The organism is Arthrobacter sp. NicSoilB8 (assembly GCF_019977355.1).
Taxonomy (GTDB): Bacteria; Actinomycetota; Actinomycetes; order Actinomycetales; family Micrococcaceae; genus Arthrobacter.
Genome location: NZ_AP024655.1, coordinates 21,057 through 35,311, shown reverse-complemented (window position 1 = coordinate 35,311; position 14,255 = coordinate 21,057). Strand labels below are relative to the sequence as shown.

General features: G+C 66.3%; 11 protein-coding genes and 1 tRNA gene. 7 read left to right on the top strand and 5 right to left on the bottom strand.

Annotated features, from left to right (window positions below):
- Nucleotides 1-62: 62 nt before the first annotated feature.
- The 5 genes from LDO15_RS00165 to LDO15_RS00145 all read right to left on the bottom strand — a co-directional run bounded on the left by LDO15_RS00165 (nt 63) and on the right by LDO15_RS00145 (nt 4,091).
- The gene (locus LDO15_RS00165) at nt 63-881 is read right to left on the bottom strand and encodes an ABC transporter permease subunit (protein WP_223982613.1); all 819 of its coding nucleotides are present in this window, start codon (nt 879-881) and stop codon (nt 63-65) included.
- Nucleotides 878-1,723, bottom strand: coding sequence for an ABC transporter permease subunit (locus LDO15_RS00160; RefSeq protein ID WP_223982610.1), 846 nt, complete (start codon nt 1,721-1,723; stop codon nt 878-880). Before LDO15_RS00160 ends, LDO15_RS00165 begins: the two co-directional genes overlap by 4 nt.
- Nucleotides 1,710-2,552: an ABC transporter ATP-binding protein gene (locus tag LDO15_RS00155; RefSeq protein ID WP_223982608.1), complete on the bottom strand. Its 843-nt coding sequence runs from the start codon at nt 2,550-2,552 to the stop codon at nt 1,710-1,712. Before LDO15_RS00155 ends, LDO15_RS00160 begins: the two co-directional genes overlap by 14 nt.
- 25 nt (nt 2,553-2,577) lie before the next feature.
- Nucleotides 2,578-3,654: an ABC transporter substrate-binding protein gene (locus tag LDO15_RS00150; protein WP_223982605.1), complete on the bottom strand. Its 1,077-nt coding sequence runs from the start codon at nt 3,652-3,654 to the stop codon at nt 2,578-2,580.
- Between the two features lie 354 nt (nt 3,655-4,008).
- Nucleotides 4,009-4,091: transfer RNA gene (locus LDO15_RS00145), tRNA-Leu, on the bottom strand.
- A 396-nt stretch (nt 4,092-4,487) separates the two neighbouring features.
- Here LDO15_RS00145 and LDO15_RS00140 point away from each other — a divergent pair.
- From LDO15_RS00140 to pknB, 7 genes are read left to right on the top strand one after another with little or no spacing between them, the layout of a single operon-like run.
- Nucleotides 4,488-5,237, top strand: a complete 750-nt coding sequence (locus LDO15_RS00140) for a DUF3662 and FHA domain-containing protein (RefSeq protein ID WP_223982602.1) — start codon at nt 4,488-4,490, stop codon at nt 5,235-5,237.
- On the top strand, nt 5,234-5,716 hold the full coding sequence (locus LDO15_RS00135) for an FHA domain-containing protein (RefSeq protein WP_091248594.1): 483 nt from the start codon (nt 5,234-5,236) through the stop codon (nt 5,714-5,716). Before LDO15_RS00140 ends, LDO15_RS00135 begins: the two co-directional genes overlap by 4 nt.
- Before the next feature lie 2 nt (nt 5,717-5,718).
- Nucleotides 5,719-7,476 carry a PP2C family serine/threonine-protein phosphatase gene (locus LDO15_RS00130; RefSeq protein WP_223982599.1) on the top strand — a complete coding sequence of 586 codons (1,758 nt, stop codon included), beginning with the start codon at nt 5,719-5,721 and terminating at the stop codon, nt 7,474-7,476.
- The gene (locus LDO15_RS00125) at nt 7,473-8,918 is read left to right on the top strand and encodes an FtsW/RodA/SpoVE family cell cycle protein (protein ID WP_223982596.1); all 1,446 of its coding nucleotides are present in this window, start codon (nt 7,473-7,475) and stop codon (nt 8,916-8,918) included. The genes LDO15_RS00130 and LDO15_RS00125 overlap by 4 nt, the downstream gene beginning before the upstream one ends.
- The gene (locus LDO15_RS00120; RefSeq protein WP_223982593.1) at nt 8,915-10,372 is read left to right on the top strand and encodes a penicillin-binding protein 2; all 1,458 of its coding nucleotides are present in this window, start codon (nt 8,915-8,917) and stop codon (nt 10,370-10,372) included. The genes LDO15_RS00125 and LDO15_RS00120 overlap by 4 nt, the downstream gene beginning before the upstream one ends.
- Nucleotides 10,369-12,234 (top strand): protein kinase, encoded by a 1,866-nt coding sequence (locus LDO15_RS00115; protein WP_223982590.1) that lies wholly within the window; start codon nt 10,369-10,371, stop codon nt 12,232-12,234. The genes LDO15_RS00120 and LDO15_RS00115 overlap by 4 nt, the downstream gene beginning before the upstream one ends.
- 6 nt (nt 12,235-12,240) lie before the next feature.
- Nucleotides 12,241-14,211, top strand: a complete 1,971-nt coding sequence (gene pknB / locus LDO15_RS00110) for a Stk1 family PASTA domain-containing Ser/Thr kinase (protein ID WP_223982588.1) — start codon at nt 12,241-12,243, stop codon at nt 14,209-14,211.
- Nucleotides 14,212-14,255 lie beyond the last annotated feature (44 nt).

The window sequence follows — 14,255 nt, the reverse complement described above, 5'->3', positions numbered from 1 at the left end:
GCCGACGTGCGGGTGAACGAGTCGGACGGGCCGGTGCGCGGGTTCCCCTGCACACCGGCCGGTCAGGCCGACGTCGACGGCGCCTGCCCGGACCGCCTCAGCATGACGTCCTCCAGGGTCGCCACGATCGCGTACAGGATGATCGACACGAGCGTAATGACCAGCACCGCTGCCCACGCCTCGTTGTTCCTGGCGCGGGAGACGGCCGAGATGATCGCGTAGCCAATCCCCTTGCCGGTGGCGAGCCATTCGGCCAGCAGGGCCCCCGTCACCGCTCCAGGGACTGAGACTTTGACTGCGGTGAAAAAGGCCGGAAGGGACGACGGCAGGGCCACCTTCTTCAGGGCCGCCCACCGGGACCCGCCGTAGACATCAACGACCTCCAGCATTGCCGGCGACGCCGAGCGGAGCCCGAAGACGATCGTCACCAGGGCGGGAAACAACACCACGATCCCTCCGATCGCGGCCACGGCCGGTTCCTGCCGTCCGAAAATCAGGATGATAATCGGCGCCAAGGCGACCAGCGGCACGGAACGCAGAAGCATGGCGATCGGCATCAGGGCGTTTTCCACTCCGCGGAAGAGGACAAAAACGCCCGCGACCACGGCTGCCCCCACCATCCCCGCGGCAAATCCAAGAGAGGCGTCAATCATGGTCTGGCCGAGGTTCTGCAACACGGCGAGCCTGTTGCCGGCCGACGCCGGAACGGTGAAGAGGAAATTGAAGACATCCAGGGGGCCTTTGCCCACGAAAGGCGAGATGTTGAAGAGCTTCAGCAGCGCCACCCACAGCAGCAGCACCACGGCCAGCGAGACCAGCAGCCCCAGGGCCGCACGGCCGAGACTTTTCAGGGCGCCGAGACGCTGCGCCTGCGATGTCATCGTGAGGTCCCCTGGCGGCCTGCGCTCCACGGAGCGACGAACCGTGCGAGCACGGCAAGTACGCCGTAGCCGGCCCCGGCCAGGAGTCCCGCAACCAGGGCCACCCCCCAGGCCCGGGCAATTTCGAGATTCTGCTGCGCGTTGACCAGTGCCGGGCCGATCCCGCGGTCCACACCTCCCACGTATTCGCCCAGGACTGCCCCGAGCACGGCGGCGGGAACGGCGATCTTGAGTGCGTTGAGGATCCCCGGGAGTGCAGAGATGAGCTGCACCTTGATGAGCTGTTGGAACCTGCCGCCGCCGTAGACGGTGACGAGGTCCAGGCTCGCCTTGTCCGCACTCTTCAGCGCGGACAAGGCGCCCACCACCGTGGTGAAGAAGACGGAGATGCCTGCCAGGAGCACGGCCGTTCCCGATGCCTGGCCGCGCGCGGGAGATCCGATCACGATGAAGGCCAGCGGCCCGATGGCCACGATCGGCAGGCAGTAGCTGATGACGGCCAGCTGGGTGACCAGCCGCTCCAGGGCCGGCAGCACCAGAACGCTGCCGGCCAGCAGGAGTGCTGCGAGGTTGCCCCAGAGATATCCGGCGGAGGCTTCCGCCACCGTGACGGCCAGGTTGGGCCAGTAGAAGCCGACGCCGTCGCTCGCCAGTCGGCGGAAAACCTCGTCCGGTGTGGGGACCGCGCCGCCCGTTCCGTCGGCGGCGGCTCCCACTCCGGCCAGCACGGTGGCCGCGGCCAGCCACCAAAGCGCAATGGTCGCAGCCACCCCGAGTCCCCCCGCCGCCCACGGCGGAAGCGGCCGGGAAGCGGCTGCTGTCCCTGTTTTAGTCTTCGTCAAGGGAAGATCCCTCCCCTCGGGGCGCTCCGGCGTCGCCGAACAGGAGCTCCGAAGCCCTGTCGCACAGGGCATGGAACTCGGGCGTCCGCATCATCTCCGGTGTCCTTGGCCTGGGCAAGTCAACAGTGATGATTTCCTTGATCCGGCCGGGTCTGGCGCTCATGACGGCCACCACGTCGGAGAGGAACATTGCCTCCGCGATTCCATGGGTGACCATGAGCGTGGTGGCCGGCTTCTCAGTCCAGATCCGCAGCAGTTCGAGGTTGAGGCGCTGGCGCGTCATGTCATCCAAGGCGCCAAACGGCTCGTCCAGCAGAAGCACCGAGGGCTTGAGCGCCAGCGCCCGGGCGATGGAGACGCGCTGCCGCATGCCGCCGGAGAGCTGTGCCGGTTTGGCTTTTTCGAACCCCTTCAGGCCGATCAGTCCCACGAGCTCGTCCACCATGGCGTGGTCAACGGGCAGACCGGACACTTCGAACGGCAGGCGGATATTGGAGACCACGCTTCGCCACGGCAGGAGGGCCGGATCCTGGAAGGCGATGCCGAGCTCGTGACGGGTGCGCAGCTCGGCCGGGGTATGGCCGTCCACGGTGACCTGGCCGGTCGTGGGGGTTTCCAGGCCCGCAAGGATCCGCAGAATCGTGGACTTGCCGCATCCCGAGGGCCCCAGCAGGGACAGGAACGTTCCTTTCGAGGTCATCAGGTTGGCGTCTTCCAGGGCCACGACACGCTTGCGGCCCATGCTGAAACTTTTGCCCAGCCGGCTGAGCGATATGCCGGTTCCGGAGAGCATGCCGTGCGGGACGGCAGCCGTGCTCAAATCAGTCATTCGTCCTACTTATGTCCGGGCGCGGTCACTTAAGGGTCGGGTTTTCGGCGTAGACCTCGTCGAGGAGGGTCAGGTCGAAGATCGTCTCCGCCGTGGTGTCGTAGCCGGCCAGCTTGAGGATTTCGATGTTCTTCTCCATAAGGTCCTTGGAGATGGAGAACAGTCCGTTGCTGTCCGTGTCCGGGGTCTTGATGAGCTTGCTGTTCTGCGCCTCGGCCTGGGCTTTTTCCTTCTCCAGCGTGAGGCCGAGTTCCTTGCCGTAAACCTCGACGGCGAGCCTGGCTGATTCTGACGGGTCCGCCAGCGCGTTCTTCCAGCCCCTGGCTGTTGCTGCCAGGAAGGCTTTCAGCTCTTTCCGCTTGTTCTTGATGGAATCTTCCGTGGCGACGAAACTTTCGGCGATGAAGGGCAGGCCGTTGTCCGCGAACGGCAGCACGGCCGTCTTGTGTCCGCCCAGTTCGAGGGTCAGCACCTCGTTGGTGAGGTAGGCGAAGAACCCTTCGACGTCACCGTTGAGCAACGGCTGGGGATCGTACTGCACGGGCACCTTCGTGACTTGGGACGGGTCGATCTTGTTGACCTCAAGGAGGGCATCGAAAAGCGTCTCGTTGACGCCCGCCTGCACCCCGATTTTCTTGCCGACAAGCTCGCCTGGGGCGGTGATCGGCTTTGCCGCGAGCGAAACAATGGTGAAAGGGTTCTTTTGGTACGTGGAGCCGATGATCTTCAACGGCGCGCCCTCATTGAGCACTACCGGGGCCACGCCAACTGGCGAGGACGTGCCCACCAGAGCCTTGCCCGAAAGGACCATGGTCTCCGCCGAAGCGCCGCCCGGGCCGCCGGCAATCAGGTTGACGGCCGTGAAGCCCGCGTCCTTGTAGTAGCCCTTGCTGTCGGCAAAGTATTCACCGGCGAACTCTGAGTTCTTCAGCCAGGACAACTGCACCTCGAGTGTGCCGAGGTCCCCCGCCGCGGCGCTGGCCGTCGACGTCGCCGCGCTGGTCTCGCCGCCGCAGCCGGTGAGGGCCACGAGCGCCGCGGAGGAAATCCCTGCCAGCAGCATCCGACGCGTCGGGCGCAATTCCGAACCAAAAACCGTCATTCTTCTTCTCCAAATCGGGAGGCGGTCGCATGAAAAAGCGGCCCCCGCGGGGCCGTCTGGCACTGACCCTAGGGAACGGTTGTTTCAGGAATCCGCGCCCTGCCGTTTCCGTGAAGTTAACTCTCGGTTCGTTCCAGTTCACGTTGCAGTGCTGGTTGATCTCCGCCGCGGGTTTTCCCCACCTTCAATGGCATGACGCCGCCAGAAGGCCTGCGGTTCGGTGCAACACGCCGGCCCGAGCCGACAAAGTTGGGGAAAACCCGACGCCGGACGACAGGGGTCCCATAACCCGGACCAGGGCTGGCGGTTAAACAAAAGAACCCCGGTCCGAAGACCGGGGTTCTTTCAATTGCGTGCGCGAGGGGGGATTTGAACCCCCACGCCCTTTCGGACACTGGCACCTGAAGCCAGCGCGTCTGCCGTTCCGCCACTCGCGCGCAACTTCTTCCACTCGGAGAGGGCCGGTTTCCCGGACCGCCAACCTCGTAAAAGCAGCGAGATCAAGCATAACGGACAACTGCGGGAAAACACCAATCGGGCCGGAAGGCCCCCCGCAGGGCCACGCTAGTCGCGTCATTACCTGGCCCCGCGGCCGGGTTTGCCGGGCTTCGTGGCAGCTCCCGCCGGGGCGGCCGCACCAGGGATGTCCGCGCACGTCAGGGCGTGACCGCCGCACTTTTCGGTGCCGGACCGACGACGCCCGTTGAGGTCATTCCCAGACACGCCCAGTAGTATCTGATGTAGGAGTGTCCGCTGACAGCGGGCTCGCAAAAGTTGGAAACCGAGTTCCGGAACGAACGCTGCCCCGCAGCTATCAGGAAAGGAGAGGGACCATGGGATTGCTGGACAAAGTCGAGCGCGGCATCGAAAAGGCCGTCCGCGGAGTCTTCTCCACCGGTTCTCGCGCCCAGGTTGAGCCTGTCGAGATCGCCAGCCGCCTCCGCACCGAAGTGGACAACAAGGCCATCACCATCGCCGCGGGACGCACCCTGGCTCCCAACGTCTTTGATGTGCTCCTCAGCAACGAGGACTTCCAGCGCGCCCAGGAATGGGGCACACCCCTTGCGGAAGAGCTGTGCGACGTCGTCATCAATCACGTCCGCAGCCAGGGCTACACCCTGCAGGGGCCGGTCCGGATCAGCTTCCGCCGCGACGACGAACGCCGCGCGGGGGATTTCGACATCACCTCGCGGACCGAGAAAGCCTCCGCCCCGTCCGTCCCCGCCCAGCCGGGCGTGCACGGCAATGTTCCCGCCGCTCCGACCCGCCAGCCGGCGCGGCTTCAACCCGTGCTGGACATCGACGGCCAGCGCTACTCGCTGAACGCGCCGTCGATCGTGCTCGGACGGTCCTCGGAAGCGGACATCCTCATTGACGACACCGGTGTGTCGCGCCGCCATCTGGAAATCCGGACGGGGCCGGGCACAGCCCAGGCGATCGATCTCGGTTCCACCAACGGCAGCTATGTCAACGGCCAAAAAATCGTGGGCAGTTCGGAACTTGCCGACGGCGCCACGATCACGATGGGACGGACCAAAATTATTTTCCGCCTACTGCCCGCCACCCCAGGCGGCCGCGCATGAGCGAACTGACCATTACGGCACTTCGCTTCGGGTTCCTTATTCTCCTTTGGGTGCTGATCTTTAGCATCGTCTCTGCCATGCGCCGTGATCTCATGATCGGCCGCAAGGCGGCGGCCGGAGCCCCGACGGCACGCCAGGTACGCAAGAATCCGTCCCTCGCCGAGCCCCCGCCCGCCCCCGTCAAGCAGCAGGCGCGCCAGCTGGTCGTCACCGAGGGCCCGCTCAAGGGCACCACGATTCCCCTCGCAGCGAGCCCCATCCTCCTGGGCCGGGCGCAGGAAGCCACCCTCGTCCTCGAGGACGACTACGCCTCGGGCCGCCACGCCCGCCTGTTTCCGCAGGGCAGCCGCTGGTTCATCGAAGACCTCGGCTCAACTAATGGCACGTATCTGGCAGACCAGCAGCTGACCCGGGCCCTCCCGGTGGAGCTGGGTGTCCCCGTGAGAATCGGCAAGACGGTCATCGAATTGAGGCCATAGCCGTGGCTGCCCCGGATCGCCCCGCAGACAGGGCCGAAGGCAAAACGACGGCCCCGAAGCGGCCGCTCATCATGCGTTACGCCGCCCGTTCCGACGTCGGCCGCGTGCGCGCCAAGAACGACGACTCAGCCTACGTGGGCCGGCACCTCGCTGTCGTTGCCGACGGCATGGGCGGGCACGCCGGCGGCGATGTCGCCTCCGCCGCGACTGTCCTGGACATGATCCATCTGGATCATGACGACTATGACGGCGACGCCGGCACCGTCCTCGCGGATGAAATCCAGACTGCCAACTCCCTGTTGTCCGAGCTGGTCCACATCAACCCGAAGCTCGCCGGGATGGGCACCACGGTGACCGCCCTGCTGCTCGCCGAGGGCAAGCTCCATTTCGCCCATATCGGCGACTCCCGGGCCTACCGCCTGCGCGATGACGAGTTCGAACAGGTCAGCGTGGACCACACGTTTGTCCAGCGGCTCATCGACGAAGGCCGCCTGCGCCCCGAAGAAGCCGAAACGCATCCGCATAAGAACGTCCTCATGCGCGTGTTGGGGGACGTCGACGCCAGCCCGGAGCTGGACCTCGACACCTTGGCCGTCCAGGCCGGGGAACGCTGGCTGCTGTGCTCTGACGGCCTGAACTACGTGGCCGGCCACGTCGTGGAACGCACGGTTCGGGAGACGAAGGACCTGAACGAATGCGCCGAACGGCTCATTGAACTGACACTCGAGGCCGGCGCCCCGGACAACGTGACAGTTATTGTGCTGGACATCGGCGAACAGATGCCCGACGACGTCCGGACCGCCGCCGTCGACGTCGTCCCCCTGCCTGCCGCGGCCGCCGGGACGTCGGCGCCAGCCGCCTCCGCCGGGCCGCTGACCGGCAGCACCTTCGGCGACGCGACGTCGTCCGCCGAGCCAGCAAAGACGCCCGACGCCGGCAACGCCACCGAATCTGCGGCTGCGGCCGCGCTAGCCGCGCCGGCAGCGGCCTCTGCCCTTGATTCCGCCGGCAGTGGCAAGGAGACGGACAAGGCCGCCGGGGCCAAAGAACCGGAGCCCACCACCGACCCGCACCTGGGTGAACATCTCTCGGCCGAAGTCCTCCGCGAAGAACTCTCTACCCGCCCCCACGAACTGGTCGGAGCCGCCGCAGCGGCAGCGGAATCGGGCTCCATCCCCTCGATCGCCGGGCGCACGGTGGCCCGGCGCGCAGCCACGGTACTCACGCACAAGTCGGAACAGGGCCGCGAGGACGCCGAAGATTTCGGGCCCGTCAGGCGGCCGCGCCGGTGGCTCACCATCTCCGTTGCTGCCGCGATCGTCGCGCTGCTGGCCGTTGGTCTGTGGCTTGGTTACGCCTGGACCCAGACGCGCTATTACATCGGCGAACACGATCAGCATGTGGCGATCTTCAACGGGGTCTCCCAGCGCCTCGGACCCATCCAGCTTTCCACCCTCGAAGCGGTGACCGATATCAAGATGTCCGACCTTCCCGAATTTTCGCAGCAGCGGGTGCGTCAGACAGTGCCCGCCCGCGATCTCTACGACGCGCAGCGGATCGTCAAGAATCTTGAGCGGACCGGCACCACCGCCCCGGCCGACGAGTGCCTCACGCCGTCGCCCGCGGCGACAGCCGGCGCCACCCCCGGCGCCACGGCGACACCAAGCGCCAAAGCCTCGCCCGGCGCCACGGCGGCCCCGGGCGCGGCGAAACCGTCGCCGTCCCCCACTCCGACTACGAATTGCGAGGGGGCCAAATGACACCCATCGACCCCGTGCCCAGGCCGCGCCGGAACGCGGAGCTGGTCCTTCTGGTCCTGGCCCTGGCTGTCGGCATCGGAGCCCAGGCCCTCGTCGGCGTGGACCGGCAGAAAGCGTTCGACACTGACTTCTGGTTCCAGTCCGGACTCCTGGCGCTGGCAGCCCTCGCCTTCCATGTGGTGCTGCGGATCCGCGCAAAATATGCCGATCCGGTAATACTTCCGCTGGTCGTCGCCCTCAACGGTCTGGGCCTGGCCATGATCCACCGGCTCGACCGCGTGGGCGAGGACACCGGCAATAACCAGCTGCGCTGGACCCTGGTGGCCATGGCAGTGGCGATCGCCGTCATTTGGTTCCTCAAGGACCACAGAATCCTGCGCCGTTTCACCTACATCTCGCTGGCCATCAGCGCGGTCCTCCTGATCCTGCCGCTGGTTCCCGGGATTTCGGCCGGCGAAGTCCTGGGCGCGAGCGTCTGGATCAAGATCGGCTCCATGACCTTCCAGCCGGGTGAAATCGCCAAGATCACGCTCGCCATCTTCTTTGCCGGCTATCTGTCCTCAAACCGGGACCTGATTCTGCTGGCCGGACGCAAGATCGGCCCCGTGCAGTTCCCGCGGTTCAAGGACATGGGCCCCATGATCACCGCCTGGCTCGTGAGCATCGGCGTGCTGGTCTTCCAGCGCGACCTCGGCTCCTCCATCCTGTTCTTCGGCCTGTTCCTTGTCATGATCTACGTCGCGACGAGCCGCATCAGCTGGGTGATCATCGGCCTTGTCCTGATCATCGTGGGCGGCTTCGTGGCGGCCCGCGTGTTCTCGCACGTGGCGCTGCGGATCGACGGCTGGCTCAACGCCTTCACCGATGAGGTCTACGGCCGGCAGTTCGGCGGCAGCCTTCAAATTGTCGAGGGCCTGTTTGGTATGGCCAACGGCGGGCTGGTCGGCACCGGCCTCGGCCAGGGCCGGCCCAACCTCGTCCCCTTCGCCAACAGTGACATGATCATCGCCTCCTTTGGCGAGGAGCTCGGCCTGATCGGAGTCTTCGCGATCGTCCTGATGTACCTGCTGCTGTTCACCCGGGGCTTCCGCGCCGCGCTGGGCACCCGCGACGCGTTCGGCAAGCTGCTCGCCACCGGGCTCTCCTTCGCGATCGCGCTGCAGTGCTTCGTGGTGATCGGCGGCGTCACGCGCCTGATCCCGCTGACCGGACTCACGACGCCGTTCCTCGCCGCCGGCGGCTCCTCCCTCCTGGCGAACTGGATCATTGTGGGCCTGCTGCTGATGATTTCGCACACCGCACGCGGTCCGGTAGACACCACGCCGCTGCCGCCCGGCCAGGAACCGGGCGCGGGCAGGAAACTGCCCGCAATGCCGGCCAAACCGGCTCCGGACCCCCGAACCACTCCCGACGCACCCACCGAGGCGGTGAAACAGCTGTGAACCAGGCCATCCGCAATTCATGGATCGCCGCGATCGCAATGTTCGTGCTGATCTTCGGCGCACTCAGCTACGTGCAGGTGGTTGGCGCCGACGACCTCAAAGCCAACGCCTGGAACAGACGCGCCATCTTGCAGAACTACTGCAACGACCGCGGCGCCATCATCGTCGGCGGCAGCCCGGTGGCAGAGTCCGTGCCTGCCACGGAGAGCTGCAAATTCCAGCGGACATACGCCCAGCCCGAGCTCTACGCGGGCATCACCGGGTATTTCTCCAAGAACTACGGCCTCACCGGACTCGAAAAGTCGATGAACGATGTGCTGGCCGGCAGCTCGGACCAGCAGTTCCTGGACCGGGTGGGCCAGCTGTTCCTCGGCAACCAGCCCAAGGGGGCATCCGTGGAACTGACCCTGGACCCCAAAATCCAGAAGCTTGCCTACGACCTCATCCCGGACGGCCAGCGCGGTTCGATCGTGGTCACCAATCCGAAGACGGGGGCGGTCCTGGCCATGGTGTCCAAACCGTCTTATGACCCCAACCTGATTGCCACCCAGGACGCGGCCGCCGAACAGGCCAACTACAACGAACTGAACCAGATCCCGGGCATCAACCTCAACCAAAATGTCAGCGGCCCCACCGGGGCGCTGCTGGCGCCCGGGTCGGTCTTCAAGCTCATCGACACGGCCGCGGCCCTGAATTCGGGGAAGTACAACAAGGACAGCGTCCTGCCCAACCCGGCAGAGATGTCCTTCCCCGGTATCGAGTACAAGCTCCCCAACTATGCGGGAGGCAACTGCTACACCCGTACGACGGCGTCGTTCGCGTTTGCCTTGCAGCAGTCCTGCAATACGCCGTTCGCCAGCATCGCCCTGGACCTGGGGCAGAAGGCCATCGGGGACCAGGCGGAGAAGTTCGGTTTCGGCCAGGACTTCGGCGACCAGCTGAAGCTGGACAGCGCGCCGAGCTTCTTCCCGAGCGATCCGCTAGACGAGGCCGGGCTCGCGCAGTCCTCGATCGGCCAGAGGGACGTCCGGGCCACACCGCTCCAGATCAACACCATGACGGCCGCGATCGCCAACGACGGAGTGCAGATGCAGCCGAACCTGATCAAGGCCGTACGGTCCCCGGACTTGCGGGCGATCAGCGAGCCCAAGCCCCAGGCGCTGCGCACCGCCACGACTCCGGAGATCGCGCGGCAGATCAACGAGTGGATGGTCAGCGTCGTTGACGACGGCATCGCCAGCCGCGCGGCCGTGCCCGGCGTTCAGGTGGCCGGCAAGACCGGTACCGCGGAGCTCGGCAACGGCCTGAACAACTCATGGTTTACCGGGTTTGCCCCGGCAAATGACCCGCAGGTGGCTGTCACCATCGTCATGGAAGGCGTAGACATCACCACCGGCGCAAACTTAACCAGTCCGAACGCGAAAAAGATTTTTGAGGCGGTGTTGAATAAGTGAGGCCTACTTCAGGAATCACCCTCGGCGGCAGATTCCAGCTGACCACGCGCATTGCGATCGGCGGCATGGGAGAAGTCTGGAAAGCCAAAGACCTGATCCTTGGCCGCATTGTCGCCATCAAAGTGCTCAAGGAGGAATACACGGGTGATCCCGGCTTCCTGCAGCGCTTCCGCGCCGAGGCACGCCATACCGCCCTCCTGAACCACGTGGGCATCGCCAACGTCTTCGATTACGGCGAGGAGGAGGGTTCGGCCTACCTCGTCATGGAACTGGTCCCGGGACAGCCGCTGAGCAGCATCATCGAGCATGAGCAGGTGCTCTCGCCGGACCGCACCCTCTCAATGATCGCGCAGACCGCGCGTGCCCTGGCCGTCGCCCACGCGCAGGGGCTCGTGCACCGCGACATCAAGCCCGGAAACCTGCTCATCACTCCCGACGGCCGCGTCAAGGTCACCGACTTCGGCATCGCGCGCCTGGCCGACCAGGTTCCGCTGACCCAGACCGGCCAGGTAATGGGCACCGCCCAGTATCTGGCGCCGGAACAGGCCACGGGCCAGACGGCCACCGGAGCCTCGGACATCTACTCCCTTGGCGTGATCGGCTATGAGTGCCTCACGGGCCACCGGCCGTTCTCCGGGGAATCCCAGATCGCCATTGCGCTGGCCCAGGTCAATGATGCGCCGCCGCCGCTGCCGGACACGCTGCCCAGGCCGGTCCGGGCCCTGCTGATGTCCATGCTGGCCAAGGATCCGAAGAACCGCCCCGCCGACGCCATCAAGCTGTCCGAGGCAGCCGAGGCCATCCGCAACGGTGATATTGCCGCGGCCCAGGCGGCCGTTCCGGGGATGCTCCTCTTCGAGGCGGCGACCGGGCCCATCACGGCCCCTGTCGATGTCCCCACCGCGGCCACGAGCGTCATTGCCTCCAACGCCGCCGAGGACAGGTCGACGTCGGCCACCTCGGCGCTGCCCGTCGTCGGTGCCGCCGGCGCCGGTGCCGCGGCAGGCCTGGCGGCCGGTGCAGCCGCCGCCAGCGGCTACGGCGCCCGCAACGCGCTCAATCGCGCCGATGCCCTGGCGGCCGAACGGAACTGGGAACACGACGATACGGGCTACGACGATACTGGCTACGACGAGGAGGACGAACACGGCGAACACGGCGGAGAGACGAAGCGCCGCGGGCGCAGCCCGTGGACCTGGCCGCTGATTGCCCTGATCCTGCTGGTGGTGTTCGCCCTGGCCGGCGTGGTCATAAGCCAGGCCGGCAACCTCTTTCCCTCGCAGGCGCCAGCCACAAGCGGTGCCACGTCCAGCACCCCGAAGCCGAGCAGCCCCACCCCCTCTGCGACGTCCGCATCCCCGTCCGAGACCCCCAGTCCGACCGCCAGTTCAGCGACGCCCACCGAATCCGCCCCGGCGGCCGTCAACCTGATCCCGGATGCCTACCTGGGCCGGCCATTCAATGAAGTCCGCAACGAGCTGATCGGCAAGGGGCTGCAGGTCACCGGCGTCGAAGTTGTCAACGACGCGACGCCCGGCACGGTCACCAACATCGATCCCTCCGGTCCGGTCCAGCCCGGGACCACCATCACCGTCAGCTACTCGAAGGGACCGGAAATGGTTTCCGTCCCGTCCATCCCGGCAGGCGCCAGCGAGGCCGAGGCCCAACAGGCCATCCAGAACGCCGGACTGCGCTGGGCCAAGGGAGCCGACGTCAGTCCCACGAACAAGAAAGAAGATCCGGGAACCTTCGTGAGCACGGAACCTCCCGCCGGGAGCAAAGTGGTCGCCGGCAGTGTTGTGACCTATCACCTCGCCAAGGCCGCGGCCACAACGCCTTCGCCTACCAAGTCGGCACCCTAGGCAGCCATGAGCAACCCACCCCGCACTCCGTCGCACCGGGAGGACCGCCCGGTGAACACCCAGCGCGTCCTCAGCGGGCGCTATGAGCTGGGTGAGCTGATCGGCCGCGGCGGCATGGCGGATGTCTTCCGCGGTGTCGACACCCGGCTGGGACGTACTGTCGCCGTCAAGCTGCTGCGCCCGGACCTGGCCAGGGACCCCCAGTTCCAGGCCCGGTTCAAGCGCGAGGCCCAAGCCGTCGCGGCACTGAACCACCCCTCTATTGTGGCTATCTTCGACACCGGGGACCATGCGGTCCCCGGTGACCACGACGACAGCGTCCGGGTGCCCTACATTGTGATGGAATACGTCTCCGGCAAGACGATCCGGGACCTGATCCGGGCCAAGGACGTCACCATCGACCAGGCGATCGACTTCACGCTGGGCGTGCTGTCCGCGCTCGATTACAGCCACAAGGCCGGGATCGTGCACCGCGACATCAAGCCTGCCAACGTGATGTTCTGCCCGGACTCGAACAGCGTCAAAGTCATGGACTTCGGGATCGCCCGCGCCATTGCGGACTCGGCAGCCACCATGACGCAGACACAGGCCGTGGTGGGCACCGCCCAGTACCTGTCCCCGGAACAGGCCCGGGGCGAGACAGTCGACGCACGGAGTGACCTCTACTCCGCTGGATGCCTGCTGTATGAAATGCTGACCGGCCGGCCGCCGTTCATCGGCGACAGCCCCGTTTCCGTGGCATACCAGCACGTCCGTGAGATTCCCGAGCCCGCCAGCAGCCTGAACCCCGAAGTCTCCGCGGCTCTGGACAGCGTGTTGATGAAGGCCCTGCAGAAGAACCGCGCGGACCGGTTCCAGGACGCGGCCGCCTTCCGTCGCGCCCTGCGGGCGGCACGCAGCGGCGTTCCGGTGGCCGCACCGGCTGCCAGTGAGGCCCCCACCGACCCCACCAACGCCGTTCCCCGGCACGACCCTTTGGCGCCCACGGCAGCCTTCTCGCTGACCGGGGCCAAATTCCTCGACGATTCCCCCAACGGCCGGTTGCGGCCTGCCGAAGAAACACCCGACGACGAGCACTTGCTGCCGCTTGCAGGCACCGAGCTGTACGGCACGGCGGACACCGGCAGCCTGCCTTTGGCGCTGCCGGTCGAACGCGAGCACACACCGCTTCAAAGGTCGCGGCGCCGGACCTGGATCGCGACGTTGGTGGTCCTTACCCTGCTGGTACTGGCCGGGGGCGGCCTGTGGCTCTACAACCTCATGAACCAGGCCCCGCCGCAGGCAACCAAGGTCCTAGTTCCCACGGTGACATCCCTGACGGAATCTGAGGCCCTGCAACGGCTCTACAACGCCGGATTCAAGCCGCAGCTCAAACGGCTGCAGCACGACACCATCCCGAAGGGCACCGCCATTGGCACGGTGCCGACGTCGGGAAGCTCCATGGATGCCAACTCGGACATCATCCTCAACATCTCCGAAGGCCCCAGTGCTGTCACAATTCCAACAGACCTGCCCGGCCGAACCGAGGCGGCAGCCCGCGATCTCCTGCACCAGAAGGGACTGACCGGTTCGCTGACCACCAAGATGTCCAACCACCCCACGGTTCCGGTCGGTATTGTCATCACCACCAACCCGGCCCCGGGCCAGGTTGTGGCCGTGGCGGACACTGTCGAGATCGTCGTCTCCACCGGGAAGGTGGCTGTGCCGCAGCTGATCGGGCTGCCGCTGGCGGAGGCTGAGGCCAAGCTGACGGAGCAGGGCCTGAAGCTCAATGCCACCGAAGTGGAGAACTCCCAGGTGGCTCCGGGCAAGGTGACAGGCCAGGCCGATGCCGCGGATTCGCTCGTGGAGCAGGGCAAGACCATCACCGTGACCGTGGCGAAGGCACCGGCACCGCCGCCCACGCCCTCGCCCACGCCGACTCCCACCAAGACCGGGTCCAAGGAGGACGCAGTCCTCGGCGAACTGTTCCCCTAAACGGGGTCAGTGCTGAACTGGCCAGTGCTAGCTGGTCAGTGCCT

Excerpts from the sequence above, each read along its gene's own strand:
- LDO15_RS00165 (WP_223982613.1), bottom strand. The coding sequence starts at position 881 with ATGACATCGCAGGCGCAGCGTCTCGGCGCCCTGAAAAGTCTCGGCCGT.
- LDO15_RS00155 (WP_223982608.1), bottom strand. The coding sequence starts at position 2,552 with ATGACTGATTTGAGCACGGCTGCCGTCCCGCACGGCATGCTCTCCGGA.
- LDO15_RS00150 (WP_223982605.1), bottom strand. The coding sequence starts at position 3,654 with ATGACGGTTTTTGGTTCGGAATTGCGCCCGACGCGTCGGATGCTGCTG.
- LDO15_RS00140 (WP_223982602.1), top strand. The coding sequence starts at position 4,488 with ATGGGATTGCTGGACAAAGTCGAGCGCGGCATCGAAAAGGCCGTCCGC.
- LDO15_RS00135 (WP_091248594.1), top strand. The coding sequence starts at position 5,234 with ATGAGCGAACTGACCATTACGGCACTTCGCTTCGGGTTCCTTATTCTC.
- LDO15_RS00125 (WP_223982596.1), top strand. The coding sequence starts at position 7,473 with ATGACACCCATCGACCCCGTGCCCAGGCCGCGCCGGAACGCGGAGCTG.
- pknB (WP_223982588.1), top strand. The coding sequence starts at position 12,241 with ATGAGCAACCCACCCCGCACTCCGTCGCACCGGGAGGACCGCCCGGTG.